The organism is Shewanella cutis (assembly GCF_022410515.1).
In the GTDB taxonomy this organism is placed as follows: domain Bacteria; phylum Pseudomonadota; class Gammaproteobacteria; order Enterobacterales; family Shewanellaceae; genus Shewanella; species Shewanella cutis.
On the sequence record NZ_JACSDI010000005.1, the window covers coordinates 163,119 to 183,553 of the forward strand.

21 protein-coding genes and 3 tRNA genes are annotated in these 20,435 nt (G+C 44.4%); 9 read left to right on the plus strand and 15 right to left on the minus strand.

The window, feature by feature from the left end:
• Nucleotides 1-111: 111 nt before the first annotated feature.
• Nucleotides 112-990 (plus strand): cysteine synthase CysM, encoded by an 879-nt coding sequence (gene cysM, locus H9J30_RS10380; RefSeq protein ID WP_240130963.1) that lies wholly within the window; start codon nt 112-114, stop codon nt 988-990.
• Between the two features lie 116 nt (nt 991-1,106).
• Here the strand turns inward: cysM and H9J30_RS10385 are convergent, their stop codons facing one another.
• Complete coding sequence (locus H9J30_RS10385; RefSeq protein WP_240130964.1) at nt 1,107-1,643, minus strand: DUF4136 domain-containing protein; 537 nt, start codon at nt 1,641-1,643, stop codon at nt 1,107-1,109.
• Nucleotides 1,644-1,790: 147 nt separating this feature from the next.
• Here H9J30_RS10385 and H9J30_RS10390 point away from each other — a divergent pair, with 147 nt between their 5' ends.
• Nucleotides 1,791-2,099, plus strand: a complete 309-nt coding sequence (locus H9J30_RS10390; protein ID WP_240130965.1) for a DUF1289 domain-containing protein — start codon at nt 1,791-1,793, stop codon at nt 2,097-2,099.
• A 42-nt stretch (nt 2,100-2,141) separates the two neighbouring features.
• Here the strand turns inward: H9J30_RS10390 and H9J30_RS10395 are convergent, their stop codons facing one another.
• The 5 genes from H9J30_RS10395 to H9J30_RS10415 all read right to left on the minus strand — a co-directional run bounded on the left by H9J30_RS10395 (nt 2,142) and on the right by H9J30_RS10415 (nt 6,000).
• Nucleotides 2,142-3,410 (minus strand): ATP-binding protein, encoded by a 1,269-nt coding sequence (locus tag H9J30_RS10395; protein WP_240130966.1) that lies wholly within the window; start codon nt 3,408-3,410, stop codon nt 2,142-2,144.
• A gap of 8 nt (nt 3,411-3,418) precedes the next feature.
• Entirely contained in the window at nt 3,419-4,132 is a 714-nt protein-coding gene (locus H9J30_RS10400) for a winged helix-turn-helix domain-containing protein (RefSeq protein WP_011073412.1), read from the minus strand.
• The gene (locus H9J30_RS10405; protein WP_240130967.1) at nt 4,132-4,524 is read right to left on the minus strand and encodes a DUF3019 domain-containing protein; all 393 of its coding nucleotides are present in this window, start codon (nt 4,522-4,524) and stop codon (nt 4,132-4,134) included. The genes H9J30_RS10400 and H9J30_RS10405 overlap by 1 nt, the downstream gene beginning before the upstream one ends.
• Nucleotides 4,525-4,550: 26 nt before the next feature.
• A complete protein-coding gene (locus tag H9J30_RS10410; protein WP_240130968.1) occupies nt 4,551-5,414 on the minus strand; it encodes a MipA/OmpV family protein in 864 nt (287 codons plus the stop codon).
• A 349-nt stretch (nt 5,415-5,763) separates the two neighbouring features.
• Nucleotides 5,764-6,000 (minus strand): hypothetical protein, encoded by a 237-nt coding sequence (locus H9J30_RS10415; protein ID WP_011073409.1) that lies wholly within the window; start codon nt 5,998-6,000, stop codon nt 5,764-5,766.
• A 717-nt stretch (nt 6,001-6,717) separates the two neighbouring features.
• Here H9J30_RS10415 and H9J30_RS10420 point away from each other — a divergent pair.
• Nucleotides 6,718-7,287 carry an acetate uptake transporter gene (locus H9J30_RS10420; RefSeq protein WP_240130969.1) on the plus strand — a complete coding sequence of 190 codons (570 nt, stop codon included), beginning with the start codon at nt 6,718-6,720 and terminating at the stop codon, nt 7,285-7,287.
• 84 nt (nt 7,288-7,371) lie between these two features.
• Here the strand turns inward: H9J30_RS10420 and H9J30_RS10425 are convergent, their stop codons facing one another.
• From H9J30_RS10425 to H9J30_RS10435, 3 genes are all read right to left on the minus strand, one after another.
• Nucleotides 7,372-7,842 carry a YcxB family protein gene (locus H9J30_RS10425; RefSeq protein WP_240130970.1) on the minus strand — a complete coding sequence of 157 codons (471 nt, stop codon included), beginning with the start codon at nt 7,840-7,842 and terminating at the stop codon, nt 7,372-7,374.
• A 162-nt stretch (nt 7,843-8,004) separates the two neighbouring features.
• Nucleotides 8,005-8,421 carry a VOC family protein gene (locus H9J30_RS10430; protein WP_240130971.1) on the minus strand — a complete coding sequence of 139 codons (417 nt, stop codon included), beginning with the start codon at nt 8,419-8,421 and terminating at the stop codon, nt 8,005-8,007.
• A gap of 39 nt (nt 8,422-8,460) precedes the next feature.
• Nucleotides 8,461-9,075: an NADPH-dependent FMN reductase gene (locus H9J30_RS10435; RefSeq protein WP_240130972.1), complete on the minus strand. Its 615-nt coding sequence runs from the start codon at nt 9,073-9,075 to the stop codon at nt 8,461-8,463.
• A gap of 146 nt (nt 9,076-9,221) precedes the next feature.
• Here H9J30_RS10435 and H9J30_RS10440 point away from each other — a divergent pair, with 146 nt between their 5' ends.
• Both H9J30_RS10440 and H9J30_RS10445 read left to right on the plus strand, forming a co-directional pair.
• On the plus strand, nt 9,222-9,842 hold the full coding sequence (locus H9J30_RS10440) for a helix-turn-helix transcriptional regulator (RefSeq protein ID WP_240130973.1): 621 nt from the start codon (nt 9,222-9,224) through the stop codon (nt 9,840-9,842).
• 21 nt (nt 9,843-9,863) lie between these two features.
• Nucleotides 9,864-10,577, plus strand: coding sequence for a pseudouridine synthase (locus tag H9J30_RS10445; protein WP_240130974.1), 714 nt, complete (start codon nt 9,864-9,866; stop codon nt 10,575-10,577).
• Nucleotides 10,578-10,680: 103 nt separating this feature from the next.
• On the opposite strand, the gene H9J30_RS10450 is transcribed toward H9J30_RS10445, so the two are convergent.
• From H9J30_RS10450 to H9J30_RS10470, 5 genes are all read right to left on the minus strand, one after another.
• Nucleotides 10,681-12,306: a methyl-accepting chemotaxis protein gene (locus tag H9J30_RS10450; RefSeq protein ID WP_240130975.1), complete on the minus strand. Its 1,626-nt coding sequence runs from the start codon at nt 12,304-12,306 to the stop codon at nt 10,681-10,683.
• A gap of 161 nt (nt 12,307-12,467) precedes the next feature.
• A tRNA-Leu gene (locus H9J30_RS10455) sits at nt 12,468-12,554 on the minus strand.
• Nucleotides 12,555-12,596: 42 nt separating this feature from the next.
• Nucleotides 12,597-12,683, minus strand: a tRNA-Leu gene (locus H9J30_RS10460).
• Between the two features lie 55 nt (nt 12,684-12,738).
• Nucleotides 12,739-12,814: transfer RNA gene (locus tag H9J30_RS10465), tRNA-Phe, on the minus strand.
• Nucleotides 12,815-13,031: 217 nt separating this feature from the next.
• Nucleotides 13,032-13,793, minus strand: a complete 762-nt coding sequence (locus H9J30_RS10470) for an outer membrane protein assembly factor BamD (protein WP_011073401.1) — start codon at nt 13,791-13,793, stop codon at nt 13,032-13,034.
• Between the two features lie 122 nt (nt 13,794-13,915).
• Between H9J30_RS10470 and rluD the strand changes: the two genes are divergently transcribed.
• The 3 genes from rluD (at nt 13,916) to clpB (ending at nt 18,370) form a co-directional block, all read left to right on the plus strand.
• The gene (rluD, locus tag H9J30_RS10475) at nt 13,916-14,887 is read left to right on the plus strand and encodes a 23S rRNA pseudouridine(1911/1915/1917) synthase RluD (RefSeq protein ID WP_240130976.1); all 972 of its coding nucleotides are present in this window, start codon (nt 13,916-13,918) and stop codon (nt 14,885-14,887) included.
• 3 nt (nt 14,888-14,890) lie between these two features.
• Complete coding sequence (gene pgeF, locus H9J30_RS10480; protein ID WP_240130977.1) at nt 14,891-15,679, plus strand: peptidoglycan editing factor PgeF; 789 nt, start codon at nt 14,891-14,893, stop codon at nt 15,677-15,679.
• Nucleotides 15,680-15,796: 117 nt separating this feature from the next.
• On the plus strand, nt 15,797-18,370 hold the full coding sequence (gene clpB, locus H9J30_RS10485) for an ATP-dependent chaperone ClpB (protein WP_240130978.1): 2,574 nt from the start codon (nt 15,797-15,799) through the stop codon (nt 18,368-18,370).
• 412 nt (nt 18,371-18,782) lie between these two features.
• Here the strand turns inward: clpB and H9J30_RS10490 are convergent, their stop codons facing one another.
• Nucleotides 18,783-19,244: a DUF4124 domain-containing protein gene (locus tag H9J30_RS10490; protein WP_427915908.1), complete on the minus strand. Its 462-nt coding sequence runs from the start codon at nt 19,242-19,244 to the stop codon at nt 18,783-18,785.
• 91 nt (nt 19,245-19,335) lie between these two features.
• Here H9J30_RS10490 and pssA point away from each other — a divergent pair, with 91 nt between their 5' ends.
• The gene (gene pssA / locus H9J30_RS10495; RefSeq protein ID WP_240130979.1) at nt 19,336-20,145 is read left to right on the plus strand and encodes a CDP-diacylglycerol--serine O-phosphatidyltransferase; all 810 of its coding nucleotides are present in this window, start codon (nt 19,336-19,338) and stop codon (nt 20,143-20,145) included.
• Nucleotides 20,146-20,435: the final 290 nt, after the last annotated feature.

A 20,435-nucleotide genomic window follows, 5' to 3' on the forward strand; every position in this document is an offset into this window, starting at 1 on the left:
ACTATGAGCGAATAATTGTATGCTTCAGGTGAGATTCATCGTGTGAGTTGTAGCTAAGCCCCTTAAAATATCCCTATGCAAGTCGCTTTTATCAAATAAAGGATAAATCCTGTGTCTGACTTTATGACTATTGAAGCCTGTATCGGGCAAACGCCGCTAGTTCGTCTGCAGCGGCTTGATTGCGGTAGCTCAACCGTGTTGTTAAAGCTGGAGGGGAATAATCCTGCTGGCTCGGTAAAGGATCGCGCTGCACTGAATATGATTAATCAGGCGGAGCTTCGCCAAGAAATCGCCCCAGGTGATACCTTGATTGAAGCCACCAGTGGTAATACAGGAATTGCCCTAGCGATGGCCGCGGCCATTAAAGGCTACAAGATGATCCTGATTATGCCGTCTAATTCGACCCAAGAGCGTAAAGATGCCATGCAGGCGTATGGTGCTGAGCTGCTGCTGGTGGACAACATGGAAGCTGCGCGGGATTTAGCCTTAGCGCTTCAGGCTGAAGGTAAGGGCAAGGTACTGGATCAGTTTAATAATCAAGATAATGCTAACGCGCATTTTCTCACAACCGGCCCAGAGATTTGGCAGCAGAGCCAAGGTAAGATCACCCATTTTGTCTCTAGCATGGGCACCACTGGCACGATTATGGGCGTGTCGAAATACCTTAAAAGCCGTAATGCTGATGTGACCATTGTGGGGTTACAACCTGCCGATGGTAGTTCGATTCCTGGCATTCGCCGCTGGCCGCAAGAATATTTACCGGGTATTTTTGATGCTGCCCGTGTCGATTTAGTGATGGATATCGAAGAGCAAGACGCCAAAGCCATGGCACGAGCCTTAGCGCGAGAAGAGGGCATTTGTGCTGGCGTGAGTTCTGGCGGCGCGGTATATGCAGCACTTGAGTTAGCAAGGCAGTATCCAGGCTCTGTAGTGGTCGCGATTGTGTGCGATAGGGGCGATCGTTATTTGTCATCTGGGTTATTTTCTTAACCCTATTCCTAAGCACCTTATTCGGTTTTTTTGGGCAATAAAAATGGGCGTTTATCACCCATTTTTGTTACTCATACCCGAATTCAATCATTGTTTAAGCCATTATGGCCAAATGATTATGGCTGTGGTGGAAACTGCGCCAAAATCCGGCTTACAGCCTTAGCTGTGTCTTGGGCTTTTTTATCGCCACCCACATCAAAATCGAAACTATCACTGCCACGCCAAATCAGCTTATTGGTTTTGGTGTCAATAATATCAATTTGAATGGTTTGGATTTTAGCGGTATCGCTGCCAAGAGGTACACCCACACTGGTACCTATGCCAATGCCGCCAGAGCGACCAAAACTGCCCGTGCCTAAGCCTATCGATAAGCCTGAGTCTTTGGGTTTATCTTGAGTCAATAGCCCATAGGCAACGCTAAAATCGGGGGAAGATTGGCTTTCGGTAAAGCCTTTTTGACGTAACTGCTGTGAGATCTCAGTTTGAATGCGTTGGGCACTGAGCGGATCGTCATTAGGCTGTGGAGCAAGCTGCGAGAAACTCTGCAATGTCTTAAAGTCGTAATTGAGATCGTAATCGTTTTTCGGCTTAGTGCTGCAGGCACCTAAAAAGACCATGGTGATGAATAAACTGGCGAAGTATTTGTATCTCATAATTGCACTCCAAGTTGTACAAACTGTATTCAATGTGCCTTGATTAACTTGCTCACTGCAAGTAATTTAGTGAAAAGTGTTTGATTTTTGTTAAGTATATATGCTCTCGCATTTCATGTGCTTAAATTGGCAGAGTAGCCCAAGTTAATGGAACAGTTAGCCTTTTTTGATATTCCCAGCCCTTGCATCGGTGTGTGCCAAACCGATGCAAGGGGCTATTGTAAAGGTTGCCTGCGCAATCGTGATGAGCGGTTTAATTGGCTGTATTTTACTGATGCCCAAAAGCACGATGTGATCCGCTTGTGCCATCAACGTAAACGTCGGCGGGAGCTGGCCTTATATAAAGCACGTCAGCAAGCGCTTGAGCAGGAGCGGGCAGCTATCAATCCACAGCTTGATTTCGAGCCTCAGATCGCAGCAGAGTTGGATTTAGGGGATTTTGCTCTCGATGAATAATCTCAATGAGCCTTTTTGATACGATAGTACAAACTACAGAAGCTAAATTTGCCGCTTCTTTGGCCAACTTAAGGTAAAACGTGTTTGAGTGGGATTACTGCTTACACTCACCTCTCCCTGATGGCGCTGAATGATCCGCTTGATGATCGCCAGGCCTAATCCATGACCTTTGTTACCATTTTGCACCGATTGGCTGCGATAGAAGGGCTCAAACACCTTAGGTAAATCCACCTCTGGAATCGGTTCCCCATCATTACTTACACTTAAGGTTACCCGTTGCGGGGTTTGGCTAACTTCAATCAAGATTTGATGGCGAGCAAAACGTTGCGCATTGGTCAGTAGATTTTGCAGAGCACGTTCAATCAGAGCGGGTTCACCGACCAAGGGTAAAGCGTCCATATCTGCATGTAAGGTTATTGGGGTTTCACTTAATGTACTTAAGCGCTTAATGCACTGGTTAATCAGGGTGATAAGGTCGTATTCATCCAAAGGTATACCTTCACGCTGGGATTCTAAACTGGCGTAGGTGAGTAATTCCTGCAGTAGGTTTTCCATTTCCTTAATGTCGAGCTGCATTTCATTGAGAAAATCCTGACGTGTTTGTTCGTCAGAGTCGGGTTTGCAGTACATGGGCATTAAGGCGAGGGCGAATTTTAGCCGCGCCAGAGGGGTGCGTATTTCGTGGGAAACTGCATTGGAAAGATGTTTTTGGTTTTCAATTAACGCGCTGATATGACGCGCCATTTCATTAAAGGTATTAGCTAAGGGTTTTACTTGAGAGCGGTTAGAGAGGTTAATGCGAGTATCCCACTTAGCTTCGCCAAAATCCTTGGTGGCTTTACGCAGAATACTTAAATCCCGCGAGAGTGGCCCAACCCAAATTAGCGCCACGAATGCCAGCGACAAATAGAAAAATAGGGTGAATAAATTACGCAGATCGGCTCTTGGGTCTATCTCGATAGGGCCCGCCATCAACACTTGTTCGCCTACTTGAATAAACTGGAATTGCTCACCTTCACTGGTTGTCGTGGTGACTAGGTGATTGGGGGTGATAATTTGATCTTTTGGCAATGCAATTTGATCTGGACTCAGCAGGTTTAACGGCAGCTGGGGATCGGTTGGCAGTGCGCTTAAGTAGTCTTGACGACTCTCCTCTGGTAGCTGGGTTAACAGCTGGGCAAATGCGACCAGAGGAGCATCTAAGGGATTATTTTCATCAACATTTTTCTTCCACAGGCTGTCCAATGTCCAGCCTATGCCCAGAAAACTGAGGCTCAGCAGTAAATATAAGCTGATAAAGAGACGTTTCACGGTAGTACTTAGTTGTTCCAAGCCTCTGGGGCAAAGAGGTAGCCTTGTCCCCAAACGGTTTTAATTCTAAAAGGTGTCTCAATATTATCGTTGAGCTTTTTGCGAAGTCTTGAGATCCGCACATCAATTTTTCTGTCTTTACCATCAAAATCAATATTAAGCAGTAATTGATAAATGTACTGACGGCTCAGCACCTGTCCTGCCTGTGATGCCAGTAACCATAGGAGTTCGAACTCATGGCTGGTGAGGTCGACTTCTTTGTTGTCGAGCCTAATCGCATGGGTATGGGGATCGATACTGAGTTTACCAAAGGTCAGGCAATGGGATTCGGCCTGAGGCGGTTGGTTTTGGCGGCGCAATAGGTTGTTAATTCGAGCAACAAGCAGTGCAGGATCGACGGGTTTGACGACATAGTCGTCGGCGCCGAGTTCTAGCCCTTTGATCTGATCTTCGCTCGAACCTAAGGCACTCATCAGCAGGATAGGGCCGGCAAAGTAATCGGGTAACTTTTCACACAGGCTTAAGCCATCAATCCCTGGTAACATAATGTCTAACAGTATGATATCAGGCTTATAGTTGATTAAGCGGGTTAACACTGTGTCGCCACGACGTTCTACTTCAACGTGCATGCCGTGGGATTTCAAATAATCTACGATTAAATTCGCAAGACGGACATCGTCTTCAACCAATAACACTCTGTGGGGTGATTGTGGATTCGTCATTAAAATAAACTCCAAGGGTTACGGTAACGTCTGCGCACCTGAGGCTGCGAGGTCGACGTGATTTTTAATTTGGCTCCAGCCAGTGTTTGATTGGTTTCTTTACTGACTAAAACAAAGTGAATATCGCTTTGCGTGCTGACACTCAATGTCATTTTGTGTTGTTCTAGTGATTCGCTGCACCATTTAGGATAGGCGTTATTATCAGACAAGATACACACCAGCTCGTTTTTGGCGAGTTGCCACTGTAATTCTACATGGATCTCGCAAGCTTGGTTTTCATCCCCTGTAATACAGATTTCAGGGGTTAGCTTTAATTTTGACTCTTCATTTGGTGCCGCAAGTACCTTAAAGGACCCCATCAAGCTTACGCTTAGGCCCAAGATGTACAGCATCCTGATCTGAAGGGGAGTCACTCGAATTAAAACCTATACGCTGCGCCAATAAAATATGTGCTGCTATAGTCTTGATCGAGCAAGGGACTGGCGGCAATTTCATCTGCAATTTGAGTGTAGCGGAATGCAAATAGCATATCCCAATTATCTGTTAAGATATAACGGGCTGTCATTTCGACCCCTTTATCCCAGCCTGCATCAGCATGGTAATGTTGGCTCCAATAGTCATTTTCACTCGGGCGAACGCCATAATAATAGTCAACCACATTAGTGCTTTTCCAATCAAGGACGAGTGACATATCAAAGACCCAGCGAGTAAAATGCCAGCCATAGGTCCATTTTATTTGTGCTTCAGCACCTTGATGCACATTAAACATATCATGGGTGTAGGCTAACCTAACTACACCTAATGGGGTATAAATAAATGCTTCAGCGCCACCTAACAAGGTAAAATTGCGCGATTCTAAGGAATTAAACACTGGTTCAGGTTCAGCGTTTATCACTGCTGGGGTGTCGAACATTCTTACCCCGTCTTGTGTGCTGCGTTTTAAAAAGATATTTGAAGGATCCCAGCGATAGAAATAAGCTCTGTCCATGCTATAGCTGGTGACTAAGTTTAAGCTGAAATATTGCTGTTCAACTAGGCTATACCCTAAGTTGCCATTATCAAAAAACCAATGCTCACCATAGTAAGCAACTGTCGGGATAAAAAAGACCGGAATATCATCAAAATCCCTAAGCGGATTAGTTTTTTGCCCCCAGCCTATTGCCACGCCTAAGTCCCAATTGCGCATTTCAATGCATTCATCTTTAGTTACGCACGGCTCTTTTGCCACCCCGATTGAAGGCAGGCTGAGTGCGGCGAGTAAGATTAATAATGTTCGATACATGATTTTGCGTTCGGGTTTAATGTCAGTCGGTAATGGGCAACAGATTAGCATTTTATGCTGAATTCCACATCGATTTCACCTGTGGAGATGCAAAATGATACAGATATCATACAAATAGCATATATGTAGGAAACGTAATCAGTTGAAAGGAGGAATAAAAGTATAAAATGCGGTTGTTTAGCGCTTTAGGCTATATTGGCAATTTGTATCGGTATTGTTTTGCTTTTTTACAGTGGGAGTTGCGAAAACAGGTTTTTTGAGCAAATAAAATGCCATTCACTGTGGGAATGGCATTCGTAACACACGATGAAGCCTAATTAGAGCCACAGGCTAAAGGAAGTAAAACCGATTAATTGAGTTCTTTTACTGTCTGATAGCCCATTTCAGTTAGCTGGTCATTGACGCAGTCGAGGACATATTGCTTAAGCTCGGCATTTTCAATCTGATCTTCTGAGGCCATTTGTTGGCACACTTCAGTCAGTTGAGCGATATCATTTGCAGGCGCAGGGGGAAGTGTCGATTCTTCGGCAAAGCTTGCGAAACTCATTAGCGCAGAGAGTGTGATTACAGCTGATAACGTCTTCATTTTATTTCCTTTAGTTATTGATAGTTAACAACAGCCTAACTGGTTTCCCATCATGCCGCTGCGTCAACAGATAGCAATCTATCATTGCTATTATTTTTTAGATATAAATAATTTTTCGCTAATTTGGTGAGCCATTTTTGCCGCATTAATTTGGTTGTTTTATGAGCAGTTCGGGGCTGTGCAGCTTACCATTTCAAGGCAAAATACGTCGCAACGTGCTTTGATTTCCTGAATTTTCCATAGCGGAGCTTAGTCTGTTTTACTACGACTTCCTTTTAGCCTCAAAGTTTCATTTATGGTTGGGGGAGTCAATGTTATGAATTTTTCTAAAAGTAGACTTATATCAACTTTGTTAGGTTTATGGGATGAAGTTAATCTTTTTGATGGTTTATCTCCGTTTAGTGAGTAAGCTTTTTATGGTGGAAATATGTGAAGTTTGCGCTACAGCAAGAATGCTATTTAAATAAGAGTTAGCGCACTATTTATACAAGCATTTTATAGATGGTTGAATCTTAAGAGGTTAATTTTTGAACTGTTAGTTTTTTGATTTTAATTTTTTATATGTATATGATTTTAAGTTAAAATATTTCGATATCTTACAGTAATCAGATTTAGGTTGTGATCCATTTCATTGTTATCTAAAATTCGCCGCTTTTTATCGAACTAGAAGTACAAATCACTGTACTGAAATTTACTTATTTATTTTGGGGACTTTCTGTGTCGACAAAACTGGCGAATCCTGCTCCATTAGGTTTAATGGGCTTTGGTATGACGACTATCCTGCTAAACATTCATAATGCGGGATACTTTCCGATTGACTCGATGATTTTAGCTATGGGGATTTTCTATGGCGGACTGGGTCAAATTATCGTGGGTATTATGTGTTTTATGCGCGGTGATACCTTCGGCACAACTGCCTTTACCTCTTACGGTTTATTCTGGTTGACCTTAGTTGGGCTTATTTTGATGCCAAATGCTGGGGTTGCGGCGAGTCCAACCTATTTTATGGGGTGGTACTTAACCCTGTGGGGAATTTTTACAGCCTTCATGTTTGTGGGATCGTTACGTTATCCAAGGGCTAAGCAGTTTGTGTTTGCCTCGCTGACGATTCTATTCTTCCTTCTGGCGGCAAGAGATTTTACTGGCAGCGTGCTAATTGGCACTATCGCCGGTTTTGAAGGGATTATCTGTGGCGCGAGTGCGATTTACTTTGCCATGGCGCAAGTGCTTAATAATGAATATGGTCGCACGATTTTGCCGATAGGTGAGCTTAAGCCTAAGAGCTAATATGTGGTTCTTCATTTAAGCAAAAAGGCTGAATTATTCAGCCTTTTTCATTTTTGATGAGTCAGTAATTTAAAATTTCCAATATCAGATTTTGGTTTGGATAAATCCGATACAGACATCATCTAGGCTACGGTTAGAGATATAACTGGTCCCCGTTTTATGGGTTATTAGGAACCCTTTATCCGTTTGCACAATACGATAAATATCCGTCCAGAGAATTTGAGCGTTTACATATTGTGATTTTGTGTGGATACCTTGCTCATCAACAATAAGTGTCACTTCATTATTGGCGGCTTTGCTCATCATTTGCCGCATCAACCACCACGCTTTGTTGTATTTTACATTTAATGCTTCAATCACCCCGAGCCCAACAAAGAAATAGGCTAGATAGAGGCTGAAATCCGCAAAAATCAGTGCAATACCAATGAGCCCAAATCCCATAGCTTTATAGTAAGGTTTGAGTGTGGGATCGGTTTTAACGGACTGGGTATAACATTCTTCAAAATGCGCTTTATCTAAGATGTAAGTTGTGGAATAACAATAGGGTGTTGTCATCGTCTTATTTACTAATCGAAAGTTTAAAAATCAAGAGTCGGATAGCGTGCTAGTTTAGCGGGTTAGCCTCTCAATGTAACGATTTTTAGGGAATAGTCTGTACAAGAGATATGGCGCAAAATACAGAGTTATCCTATACCTGCGCCTTAGTACATTTAGGATTTAATAGCAATTTCGCTCTGCTGGAATATCACTCAGATACTCTACAAACTCGACCTCAAATCCGTGGGCATCAAAAAAGTAAATATTGCGGCGATAGGGATCTTCCATCCCCTCTTTTGCTATCGGAAAACCTGCTTGAGTCAGTCTGGTAATGACGGCATCTAAATCACTTACGACAAAGGCAAAATGAGCTAATCCAATTTGATGACCCGTTAAATCGCGGTTTTCACCTTCGCCGTTATCACTAAAAGCAATATATTGATAATCATCACCAAAATGGATCCAATTGCGGGGCTTTCCATACCATGTTCCTTTATCACCACCGCGAACACGCCAATGGGGGAATGCGGCTTGGTAAAAGGTTAATGCTTTAGGGATATCGTCGACGACGAGGTTGATGTGCTCTAAATGGATCATAATGCGTTCCTTATTATAAGTGTTATTCATCCAAGCGGCTTACATACCGTAGCAGTACTCCTGTTGCTTGGGGTAGGATTGATGAATATGGCGTTGGCGAATCGGTGCTAATGCTTGGCCGTATTGGTGCAACATAAACAGGCTGTATTCCATTCTCTCTCTTAAGGCGATATTGCGTGCACCTTGGGGCGTTGTATTGAGCACATTCTCAACATCACGAATAATTAAGTGGTCAGGAATAGGGACCAATTTATTGTTTTTTAATGCATTCATTTTGACCTCAACAATAGGATAAGTACCGCTAATACCGCTGGATACTGAGATCAACAAGGCTGGTTTATGGGCCGTTTCTTGGCGGCTACACATCAATAAAAAGTTCTTCAGAAGCGGCGAAGCCATTCCGCCCCATTCTGGCGTGATCAGGATCAGCGCGTCTGCCTGTGCCACTTTTAGTGCTATTTCTGGCCAATGCTCGCCCTTGTTGTCTTCTTCACCATCCCAAAATGGCAGGTTGAACTTACAAAGTTCTAAATGATGGATAGCCTCGTAGCCTTCCGAATGCGGTGCTAAAAAACGATTCTCGGTGATATATCTTGCCACTTTAGTGCTTTGCGAGTTGGATCTTTGGCTGGTGCTGACGATGAGTAACTTCATTATGTAAACCTATTTGTTTATAAATTATTTGTAAGGTAATTACTTTATTTAATCTTGTAAAGGATAAAATAAATAAAAAACTTTATTTATTCTGTTAAAAGATGGGCGATTAAGGGATAATCTGCGGCGAAGAGCGGAGAGCGCATATGAAAACCACTGATAAGATTATTCAATTACTCAAATTGCATGGCCCGTTAACGGCTAAGACCTTAGCTGAAGAGTTGGCATTAACGACCATGGGGGTTCGCCAGCATTTGCAAGCCTTAGAAGAGTCGGGTGATGTCGATATTGAAGATAGAGTCGAAGGTCGTGGCCGCCCAACACGATATTGGGGACTCACGGAACAGAGCCGGACACATTTTGCCGACCGTCACAGTGAACTCAGTTTGCAATTGATTGATTCCGTTAAAATGATATTTGGCGATCAGGGGTTAGAAAAACTGATCGAACACCGCGAACACACTGCGATGCAGCAGTATAGTGCGGCAATGCTTGGTATGGCCGATATTGCGAGTCGTCTCGCTAAACTGGCGGAGCTGCGAACCCTTGAGGGCTATATGGCATCGCAGGGGGAAATGGATGGGGTGTTCTGGTTGTTTGAAAATCATTGCCCTATCTGTAGCGCGGCAACGAAATGCCAAAATTTTTGTCGCTCAGAACTGCAATTATTCCAGCAATTGTTTGCCGATGTCGCCAGTGTGAGTCGCGAAGAGCATATTGTCGAAGGGGCCCGTCGCTGCGCTTACCGAATCGCACCGTTATCTTGATTTTGAGTCGTAAAGTTAGCTATGCAATCTAAACGTGGTCGCCTTGATAGATACCTTGCAACTAAGTTGCAAATTCACCGCAAAGCGGTGCGAGCGCTTTTGCTTGCAGAGCGAGTGTATGTGGATGGCATCCCTGCCAAAGCGCTCGATCTGCAGGTGGATGAATTTACCCATATCGTGTTTGATGGGCACATATTGCAAGCCAATCACCCCATGTATTTGATGATGCATAAACCTGTTGGCGTAGTCAGTGCCACCCAAGATAGAGAGCATCGCACTGTGATTGATTTGCTCGATTGTGAAACTCGCCATGAGCTGCATATCGCGGGCCGCTTGGATTTAAATTCATCGGGTTTATTGCTGCTCACCAATGATAGTCGTTGGTCTGAGGCGTTAATGTCACCTGAACAAAAAGTGGATAAAGTGTATCGGGTAACTTTAGCCAATCCTTTGAGTGAGGAGTATATCGCAGCATTCGCTCAGGGCATGTATTTTGCGTTTGAAGATATTATCACTCAGCCAGCAAAGCTTGTGATCTTAGATTCTCATCTAGCCGAAGTGACTCTGAATGAAGGAAAATACCATCAAATCAAACGGATGTTTGGGCGTTTTCGTAATCCTGTGGTGGAGTTACATCGCCTTTCCATTGGCGATATTACACTGGATGAAGCTTTAAGCCCTGGTGAGAGTCGGATGCTAACAGTAGAAGAGGTCGCATCAATCTGTCCGAGATAAACATTATCTTAATGTTGTGTGATTTGAGTGTGCTATGATTTTTCTGACTCAGTTTGCCATTGAGTAAATAAGCGGCGTGCGAATAAGCACGCCGCTATTGTTATTAAAGTCTAAAAGCACTGACTTGAGAGCGCATACTGTTAGCCAGTTTGGTTAGGTTTATCACAGACTCACTTAATTCAAGTGCGGAGCGAGTCGCATCGTCGGTAATGTCACTGATCGCGATTATGCTACGATTTATGTTTTCGGCCACACTGCTTTGTTCTTCTGCCGCGGTTGCAATATGGGAATTAAGTTCTGCGATGTTATCTACTGAAGCGACAATTTCTTTTAGCGCTTGGCCAGCTTGATTCGCTTTATTGTTGGCATCATCGACTTGTTTGATGCCAACTTCCATCGCACTAACCGCTTCTTTAACGCCTTGTTGTAGCGTTGCAATCATTGCTTCAATTTCTTGGGTGGATTTTTGCGTGCGTTGAGCTAATGTTCTGACTTCATCGGCGACAACCGCAAAACCTCGGCCCTGTTCACCTGCGCGTGCTGCTTCGATCGCTGCATTTAATGCCAGTAAATTGGTTTGTTCGGCAATGCTTTTAATCACATCTAAAACTCGGCCTATGTTTTGACTCTCATTAGATAAAAATCCAATAACTTGCGCTGTTTTTTGAATTTGTTCCGAGAGTTGAGACATGCTGCTAATTGAGTCGATGACGATGCGATTGCCATTCGCAGCATAAGTATCCGCATTCTTTGCCGAATCTGCTGCTGCAGAAGTGCTTTGAGCCACTTCTGCCACCGTAGCCGTCATTTCATTCATCGCAGTTGCAGTTTGCTCGGTTTCTGCTTGTTGTTGCTGCATACGTTTATTGGTTGCTTGAGTGAAGCTACTAAGGTCAGTTGCAGAGCTATTTACTGTGTTAGCCGCTTCGGTGATAGATTGCAAAATTCCTCTCAAATGATCAATCACTTGAGTGAGGCTAGTTGAGATAAGCCCGAGTTCATCATCGTTAAAAGTACGAAATTTAACGGTAAGATCGGAGTCTTGGCGGATTGTTTTTAAATTACTCACAATGTCGTTGATGGGATTCATTACACTGCGATTAACCCAAAGGCCAATTAAGATACTGAGCAACATCGCAAATCCTGCGAGCGTGACAAATATCGCAATCGAAGAGGAGTAAAGCTCCTTTGCTGCCGCTCTTTCCTGATCTGCAATTTTGATTTGCAGTTCGATAAGTTCTGATATTTTTCCACTGATAGGGTCTATTGCTTGGTAAAGCGGTAATATCTTGTCATTAAGTTGATGAGCTAAGTCGCCATTAAAGTTTCTAAGATGCGCTATGAGTTGCTCAATTTGTTGATTGGCTGGTAAAAACAACCGTTCAGCTTGCAGTGTAAGTTGAGATTCTTCTTGGGTTAGTTCAGTTGCAAGGTATTTTGGCCAATGCTGATTGATCGCGGAGTTCGCACTTTCAAGCGCATTCGCCGCTTGTGAAGCGCTAAATCCACCGGCATTGGCTTTATTCACCGCATCAATGACATCGACCGCATATTTATCTGCAATGACTTTAAGATCATCAATTGGTACGATTCTGTCGTTATAGATTCGTTCAACGCTCTGCTGGATTTTACCCATCATATTGATGGCGATAATACCAATCGTTACTAGCATTAGGAGCGGCGCGAGAATGCCAATAAACATTTTTTGTTTAATTTGAAGACCATTCATATGGAGTTCCTCTTTGTGCTAAGGGAGTCTTTTAGGCAGAGCTCGGGCAGTCCATGATGAGTCTGTATGAATAGTTATAGCAAATATGACAAAATAGGCTGGATATTTAAGGAAATAAAATTACAAATACAAAAAAACCTCGCTAAGCGAGGTTTAAGTGTTGGTACAGATGAGAGGACTTGAACCTCCACGCCCGCAAGGGCACCAGCACCTGAAGCTGGCGTGTCTACCAATTCCACCACATCTGCATTGGTATTCGACAGTTTGTCGAATTAAGTTGAACTGCAATTTGGTACAGGTGAGAGGACTTGAACCTCCACGCCCGCAAGGGCACCAGCACCTGAAGCTGGCGTGTCTACCAATTCCACCACACCTGCACTGTACTTAATTGCAATTCTTTAACACTGATCGCTAAGGCCACCAATTTAAAGATGGTGCCCGAACCCGGAATCGAACCAGGGACACGAGGATTTTCAATCCTCTGCTCTACCGACTGAGCTATTCGGGCGACGGGCGCAATTTAAAGGCTTTTCGGCTTTTGAGTCAACTGATTTTTACTAAATAATGTAAAAAGTGACGCGGTTGGATAAGTTTTACGCGAATCGTGTGTTTATTGAGTCTTTCTGTGGTGATGAGGAAAAATAATCTGTGTGATAAAAGGAGAAATAAACGCAAAAACGAACTGTTAAGGACAAAAAAATGCCCCTTAGAAGGGGCATTTATACTTAGTTCGATAAGATTTCATTGTTTGGGAAGTTAGCTTGCATTACCATTAGCACGTTTTGCTTCAGTTGGTTCTGACCTAACTCGCCATAAGCTTCTGCCATGATCTCCAGAGCCCGCTCAGTTGACGGTGTGCCAGGATATGTTTCTAACACAGATTGTGCACGAACGGCCGCAGCACTCCAAGCATTCATTTTGATATAGTATTCAGCAACTTGAATGGAGTATTTTGCTAAACGGTTTTTCAGCGATAACATGCGTTTTTGCGCATCAGCGGCATATTTGCTGTTGGGGTAAGTTTTGATTAGACGATCAAAATCCTTAAAGGCGTCTTGGGCATTTTTCGGATCGCGATCGGTTCTATCGATATTCAACATATCATGGAATAAATAGCTATCCGCCTGCATATTGACGAGTCCTCGCATATAGTAGACATAATCAATATTTGGGTGAGTTGGGTTTAAACGGATGAATCTGTCAATGTTAGCAATACCAGAGGCAACATCGTCCATTTTGTAATAAGCATAAATCAGATCTAATTGCACCTGAGTTTTATGTGGTCCGAACGGGAAGCGAGAGTCTAACGCCTCCAATGAACGGACAGCTTTAGAGTAATTGCCAAGCTCCATGGAGGTTCTTGCCTGAGAATAAAGCTCGTCAGGCGAGGTTTTGGCGGCAATGTCGTTATCTTCAGGACTGCTACTACAGGCTGATAACGCTAGTGAAAATAGGACTAAGGTTAAGCCTTTGGAGAATTTATACATACTTGAATTCAATTCTTTATAAGTTGTAGTTAAGAATTTTTCCATTTCACGATAAAATAGAAAGCATTCGATTGTAACAGATAGCACACATTTTTTGACCCCAAAATGGGGATACGGTTCCTATGACACAAGAGATTAATCTAAAAAGCGAGATTTCGGCAACACAAACTGGCCTGAGATTGGATCAAGCACTGGCTGAGTTGTTTCCAGATTACTCGCGCACGCGCATCAAGGAATGGATCCTATCTGATGCAGTCTATGTTGATGGCTTGATGGTAAACAAGCCACGCGAAAAGGTTTTTGAGCTGCAGCAAATTGAAATTAATGCCACGCTCGAAGAGGAAGTGCATGCGGCTGCGCAAGCGATTGAGTTGGATATTGTCTATGAAGACGATGATATTTTAGTCATCAATAAACAAGCGGGCCTAGTGGTTCACCCTGGTGCTGGCAATGCCGATGGTACTCTGATGAACGCATTGCTGCATCATTGCCCAAATATTGAGCACGTGCCACGTGCAGGTATTGTGCACCGTTTGGATAAAGACACCACAGGTTTGATGGTGGTGGCCAAAACGGTTGAAGCGCAAACACATTTGGTTGCAGCCTTGCAGGCGCGAGAAATCACCCGTGAGTACGAGGCGATCGTGCTGGGCACTATGACGGCGGGCGGTACAGTCGATGAGCCTATTGGCCGTCATCCGACAAAACGTACTCATATGGCGGTGCATCATTCGGGTAAACCCGCGGTGACCCATTACCGTGTGGCGGAAAAATTCCGTAATCACACCCGTTTAAGATTACGTTTAGAATCGGGCCGTACTCACCAAATTCGTGTACATATGGCGTATATTGGTCATGTGCTGGTTGGCGATCCCGTTTATGGTGGTCGTCCAAAACCGCCGAAAGCGGCAAGTCCTGAGTTTTTCGAGATTTTGAAAAACTTTAAACGCCAAGCGCTTCATGCGGTGCGTTTGGAATTAGCGCATCCTGTCACCTGTGAAATCATGAGCTGGCAGGCGCCTATCCCAGAAGACATGGTGATTCTGACCAAAGCGTTGCGTCAAGACACCTTAGAAAATCCGATCGAGTACTAAGCTATGCTGTTTCACGATTGGCCTGTACCGGATAATGTGGCAATTGCGATGACTGACCGCCATGGCGGTGTGAGTCTCACGCCCTACGACAGCCTGAATTTAGGGTTGCATGTGGGGGATGCGTCGCAGCAGGTATTGGCTAATCGTGGCATTTTGGCGAAACGGTTAGGGCTCGCTACTGAGCCTGTGTGGTTAGAACAGGTTCATGGTACTCATGTAATTGATTTAGCTGATATCAAATCTGTTGAATTAGCGCCAGAAGCTCTGGCTCAGCAAGCGAGTATTTCAGTTTCTCATCCCCATATTGCTGACGCTAGCTATACCAATCTTGCCGGACGAGTTTGCGTGGTGATGACCGCTGATTGCTTGCCGGTGCTTTTGTGTAATAAACAAGGGACTGAAGTTGCGGCGGCTCATGCCGGCTGGCGCGGACTATGTGATGGGGTGATTGAGGCTAGTGTGGCAAAATTTTCCTCTAAGCCGAGTGAGCTGATTGCCTATTTAGGGCCTGCTATCGGGCCTAAGACTTTTGAGGTGGGTGCCGAGGTGCGTGCAGCCTTTATGGCAACAGATCCTAACGCTGCAAACTGCTTTGTCGCTCAATGTCAGGCAACTAAGCCTAATAAATACCTCGCGAATATTATTGGATTAGCCAAACTGCGCTTAAACAAACTTGGGATTACCCAAGTCTACAGCGCCGATATTTGCACTGTATCTAGCCCAGATTATTTCTCTTATCGCCGCGATCATATCACTGGCCGCATGGCTTCATTGATCTGGCTTAAATCTTAGGTTTATTCCCCTACAAATTGTATTAATTTCCCGTCGTCTTGCTTGAAATCGGTTAAATAGCCCCCATCTTTTAACTAACAAAATGTTATACCTCATTTGTGAGTTTTAGGAGGCTGTATGCGACTCGATCGTATGACCAATAAATTTCAGCTTGCCATCTCAGATGCCCAGTCGCTCGCGCTGGGGCGTGATCATCAGTTTATCGAACCGTTACATTTGATGATGGCGCTGCTTAACCAGGATTCTGGTTCTATCCATCCTTTATTAACCCAAGCTGGCATTCGGGTGAGTGCGCTGCGCTCGCTCTTGAGCCAAGAGCTTGAGCGTCTTCCCCAAGTTGAGGGCACTGGCGGCGATGTGCAGTTATCCCAAGGATTAATTCGTTTATTAAACCTTTGCGATAAATTGGCGCAAAAGCGTAAAGACAAATATATCTCCAGCGAATTGTTCGTTCTCGCGGCGCTTGAGGGCAGCGATTCGTTAGCACAATGCTTGAAAAAATCTGGCGCGACCAAAGAGCTAATGGAGCAAACCATTGAGCAAGTGCGTGGTGGTCAGAATGTGGATGATCCCAATGCGGAAGACCAACGCCAAGCGCTGAAAAAGTTTACCGTCGATCTTACCGAGCGTGCCGAACAGGGCAAACTCGACCCTGTGATTGGCCGTGACGATGAAATCCGCCGCACCATTCAAGTGCTGCAACGTCGTAGTAAAAACAACCCTGTGTTGATTGGTGAGCCTGGCGTGGGTAAAACTGCGATTGTTGAAGGGCTTGCTCAGCGCATTGTGAACGGTGAAGTGCCTGAAGGTATTAAAAATAAACGTGTTTTATCCTTAGATATGGGCGCATTAATTGCGGGCGCTAAATATCGTGGTGAGTTTGAAGAGCGCTTAAAAGCCGTGCTTAACGAACTGGCACAGGAAGAAGGCCAAGTGATCCTCTTTATCGACGAGCTGCACACTATGGTGGGCGCGGGTAAAGGCGATGGCGCCATGGATGCGGGCAATATGTTAAAACCTGCCTTGGCCCGTGGCGATCTTCACTGCGTAGGGGCGACGACTCTCGACGAGTATCGTCAATATATTGAAAAAGATGCCGCCCTTGAGCGTCGTTTCCAAAAAGTATTAGTGGATGAGCCAAGCGTTGAAGACACCATCGCGATTTTGCGTGGTCTCAAAGAGCGTTATGAGCTGCATCATCATGTGGAAATTACCGATCCAGCGATTGTGGCTGCGGCTACCATGTCGCACCGTTATGTGTCGGACCGTAAATTACCCGATAAAGCCATCGACTTAATTGATGAGGCGGCATCGAGCATCCGTATGCAGATGGATTCTAAGCCTGAATCCCTCGACAGATTGGAGCGCCGTGCTATCCAGCTAAAACTGGAAGAGCAGGCATTAGCCAAAGAAAATGACGAGGCGAGCCGTCGCAGGCTAGATCATCTGCAAGAGGAATTGCGCGAAGTAGAAGCTAAGGCATCGGAGCTGAACGAAATCTGGCGTACCGAGAAGGCCGCCCTTGCGGGCACTCAGCATATTAAAGCTGATTTGGAACAAGCGCGGATGGATTTAGAGGTCGCGCGCCGCGCCGGTGATTTAACGCGTATGTCCGAGCTGCAATATGGCCGTATTCCAGAGCTTGAAAAGCAACTGGACTTAGCATCGCAAGCTGAAATGCAGGATATGACACTGCTACGTAATAAAGTCACTGACTTAGAGATTGCCGAAGTGTTGTCTAAGGCAACGGGCATTCCTGTATCTAAGATGCTCGAAGGCGAGCGTGAAAAACTGCTGCAAATGGAAGTTGCACTGCATGAGCGGGTGATTGGCCAAAATGAAGCTGTAGATGCGGTCGCCAATGCGATACGCCGTAGTCGCGCAGGGCTTGCCGATCCAAATCGTCCTATTGGTTCGTTCCTGTTCTTAGGGCCAACTGGTGTGGGTAAAACTGAGCTATGTAAATCACTGGCTAAGTTCCTCTTCGATACGGAATCGGCCTTAGTACGCATCGACATGTCTGAATTTATGGAGAAACACGCGGTTTCCCGCTTAGTTGGGGCGCCTCCAGGATATGTTGGTTATGAAGAGGGTGGTTACTTAACTGAAGCTGTTCGTCGTAAGCCTTATTCGGTGATTTTGCTTGATGAGGTGGAGAAGGCGCACCCTGACGTGTTTAACATTTTGCTGCAAGTGCTGGATGATGGCCGCTTAACCGATGGTCAAGGTCGCACCGTCGACTTTAGAAATACGGTTATCATCATGACCTCGAACTTAGGTTCTGACATTATTCAAGAAGAATTTGGCCACCTAAGTTACAGTGAAATGAAGAGCGCGGTGATGAATGTGGTAACCCATAGCTTTAGACCCGAGTTCTTGAACCGGATCGATGAGTCTGTGGTATTCCATCCCTTGGATGCTGAAAATATCAAGCATATTGCTTCTATACAAATTGCTTCGTTACGTAAGCGTTTGGCGGAGAAAGACTATACCCTGGAGATCACCGACGATGCATTATCGCTTATCGCTGAAATTGGCTTCGATCCTGTCTATGGAGCAAGACCGCTGAAACGTGCCTTGCAACAAGAGGTGGAAAATCCGCTAGCACAAAAATTACTACGTGGTGATTTGTTACCCGGCAAACCTATCAAGGTCAGCTGTGTGGATGGTGAACTGGTATTTGAGCAATAACATTGCTCAAAACCGTGCCGTGGTAATTATCTTGAGATCAAAACCAAAAGCCGAAGTCCAAGACTTCGGCTTTTTATATCCATTTTAATGGGTTACATTAGGGCGTGTTGACGTTTCGAGATTAGATTTTGTTCGTTCTGGCAAGTACGTGCTCGCGAAACGAGGAATGATGTGTAGTTATTCTACTCAAATGACAAGTGACAAAGAGCAAGGGCTTGCCAGACGAACCCTTCGGGCAGCATTTGGTTGGCTTTTCTGCCGCGTTATCGTCCGTTTATGTAGAATAACTACACTGTACGGACTTTGCCTTGCATAAAAGCCAGCCAAATTGCTGCAAAAGTAACCCTGAAATGTCAACACGCCCTAGAGACTTTTGTGCGATTTTTTATGGAAGTCTACTTAAGTGTTTAGCTTATTTTTTATCGCAGAAAAGTGTAATCCGTTGCTGATTTTCTGTAATTGCAGCTTGGCGCTCTTCTTCTGTCATCGCGACAGGTTCTTTATTACTGTTTTCTTGGCGGGTGAGTTTTGTATGGGTCGTTAACACATCTAAATTATGTTTAGCGTTTTCACAAATTGCTTCTGCTTGCTTGGCATCTTTCTCTTTAATTAAAGCCGCCGATTTTTCGGACTCAGACATTTCAGGAGGCGCTTCCTTTTTAACGGGAGCTATATAGCCAATTTTACTCGGTTCAAGATCATTGCTATTCAACTGCTGCGCTTGTTGTTCCTGAGTCGGTGGTTGTTGACTGTAATGAGTCACCCCGTTCTTATCGACCCAAGTGTAAATAGCGCCCGCCAGCACGGGTTGTGTGAGCAGCACTAGGCATACAAAACCTAAAAATACCACGCTTAAATTTGTTTTCATTAACATAAACATCATCCCTTAGGGCACCCATCGACATGATAGTAAAATATGCTATCTTGAAGCCTACTTCCATTCCTGCTCATAGCTTTATAAGTGTATGCAAAATTCTTCTAATCAAACAGTAAAGAATAAGGGTATCTATTTACTGCCCAATTTATTCACAACCGCAGGCTTGTTTTCCGGTTTCTACGCTGTGATTGCCTCTATGAATGCTAACTTCGAAGCAGCTGCGATCGCGATTTTTGTGGCCATGATATGTGATGGTCTCGATGGGCGAGTGGCAAGGTTGACTAATACTCAAAGTGACTTTGGTGCCGAATACGACAGCATGGCTGATATGGTGTCCTTTGGGATGGCGCCAGCACTACTCGCCTATAATTGGGCCTTGGCGGATTTAGGCAAAGTCGGTTGGTTGGCGGCGTTTATCTATTGCGCTGGCGCCGCATTAAGGCTTGCTCGATTTAATACCCAAGTCGGTGTAGCGGATAAACGTTACTTCCAAGGATTAGCAAGTCCTGCCGCTGCAGCCGTCATTGCTGGCAGTATTTGGCTCGGTAACCAATATAGCCTCGATGGTAAAAATATCAGTTGGATTGCAGGATTGATCACTGCTACTACTGGCTTATTAATGGTGAGTAATTTCCGTTATCACTCCTTCAAAGAGATCGACTGGCGCGGCAAAGTGAATTTTATCGCCATTCTATTGCTCGTGGGCATATTTGTGGTGGTTTCGGTGCAGCCCGCGTTAATCCTCTGCATTGGTTTTTACCTTTATGCCATCTCAGGTCCTGTGATTACTATTCATACAGTTCGAAAACTAAAAGTGGCTCATATTGTTGGCGATGGTGAACAAGACAAAGAGGTTGAAGAAAATAAGAGTTCAATCAACTCTGGTGAAAAGCCATAATCTAGAAGACTTTTCGATTACTCATAATTAGTAGTCAACCTTAAGCATCCTGGCTGATGGTTCAAGATGAACAGTATCTTGAACCGTTACGTTAAACCTATTCACGTACATTTACTCTTTATATGCGAAAGTTTTAAAGATTCGTTCCTTAAGGTTATTCGATCTATAGAATTGCCTGCACATATTTTGTCTATATGCCAAACTCACTACCCTAGCCAGTAAATTCGGTGCATATTATCACCAATAAAGCATGTTTTGCTGGTTCTTTGTGCGAGCGAGCTCTTTAATTA

Coding starts and splice junctions, on each gene's coding strand:
- H9J30_RS10385 (WP_240130964.1), bottom strand. CDS start 1,643: ATGAGATACAAATACTTCGCCAGTTTATTCATCACCATGGTCTTTTTA.
- H9J30_RS10390 (WP_240130965.1), top strand. CDS start 1,791: ATGGAACAGTTAGCCTTTTTTGATATTCCCAGCCCTTGCATCGGTGTG.
- H9J30_RS10400 (WP_011073412.1), bottom strand. CDS start 4,132: ATGACGAATCCACAATCACCCCACAGAGTGTTATTGGTTGAAGACGAT.
- H9J30_RS10405 (WP_240130967.1), bottom strand. CDS start 4,524: ATGCTGTACATCTTGGGCCTAAGCGTAAGCTTGATGGGGTCCTTTAAG.
- H9J30_RS10410 (WP_240130968.1), bottom strand. CDS start 5,414: ATGTATCGAACATTATTAATCTTACTCGCCGCACTCAGCCTGCCTTCA.
- H9J30_RS10415 (WP_011073409.1), bottom strand. CDS start 6,000: ATGAAGACGTTATCAGCTGTAATCACACTCTCTGCGCTAATGAGTTTC.
- H9J30_RS10425 (WP_240130970.1), bottom strand. CDS start 7,842: ATGACAACACCCTATTGTTATTCCACAACTTACATCTTAGATAAAGCG.
- H9J30_RS10430 (WP_240130971.1), bottom strand. CDS start 8,421: ATGATCCATTTAGAGCACATCAACCTCGTCGTCGACGATATCCCTAAA.
- H9J30_RS10435 (WP_240130972.1), bottom strand. CDS start 9,075: ATGAAGTTACTCATCGTCAGCACCAGCCAAAGATCCAACTCGCAAAGC.
- H9J30_RS10440 (WP_240130973.1), top strand. CDS start 9,222: ATGAAAACCACTGATAAGATTATTCAATTACTCAAATTGCATGGCCCG.
- H9J30_RS10445 (WP_240130974.1), top strand. CDS start 9,864: ATGCAATCTAAACGTGGTCGCCTTGATAGATACCTTGCAACTAAGTTG.
- H9J30_RS10450 (WP_240130975.1), bottom strand. CDS start 12,306: ATGAATGGTCTTCAAATTAAACAAAAAATGTTTATTGGCATTCTCGCG.
- H9J30_RS10470 (WP_011073401.1), bottom strand. CDS start 13,793: ATGTATAAATTCTCCAAAGGCTTAACCTTAGTCCTATTTTCACTAGCG.
- rluD (WP_240130976.1), top strand. CDS start 13,916: ATGACACAAGAGATTAATCTAAAAAGCGAGATTTCGGCAACACAAACT.
- pgeF (WP_240130977.1), top strand. CDS start 14,891: ATGCTGTTTCACGATTGGCCTGTACCGGATAATGTGGCAATTGCGATG.
- clpB (WP_240130978.1), top strand. CDS start 15,797: ATGCGACTCGATCGTATGACCAATAAATTTCAGCTTGCCATCTCAGAT.
- H9J30_RS10490 (WP_427915908.1), bottom strand. CDS start 19,244: ATGTTAATGAAAACAAATTTAAGCGTGGTATTTTTAGGTTTTGTATGC.
- pssA (WP_240130979.1), top strand. CDS start 19,336: ATGCAAAATTCTTCTAATCAAACAGTAAAGAATAAGGGTATCTATTTA.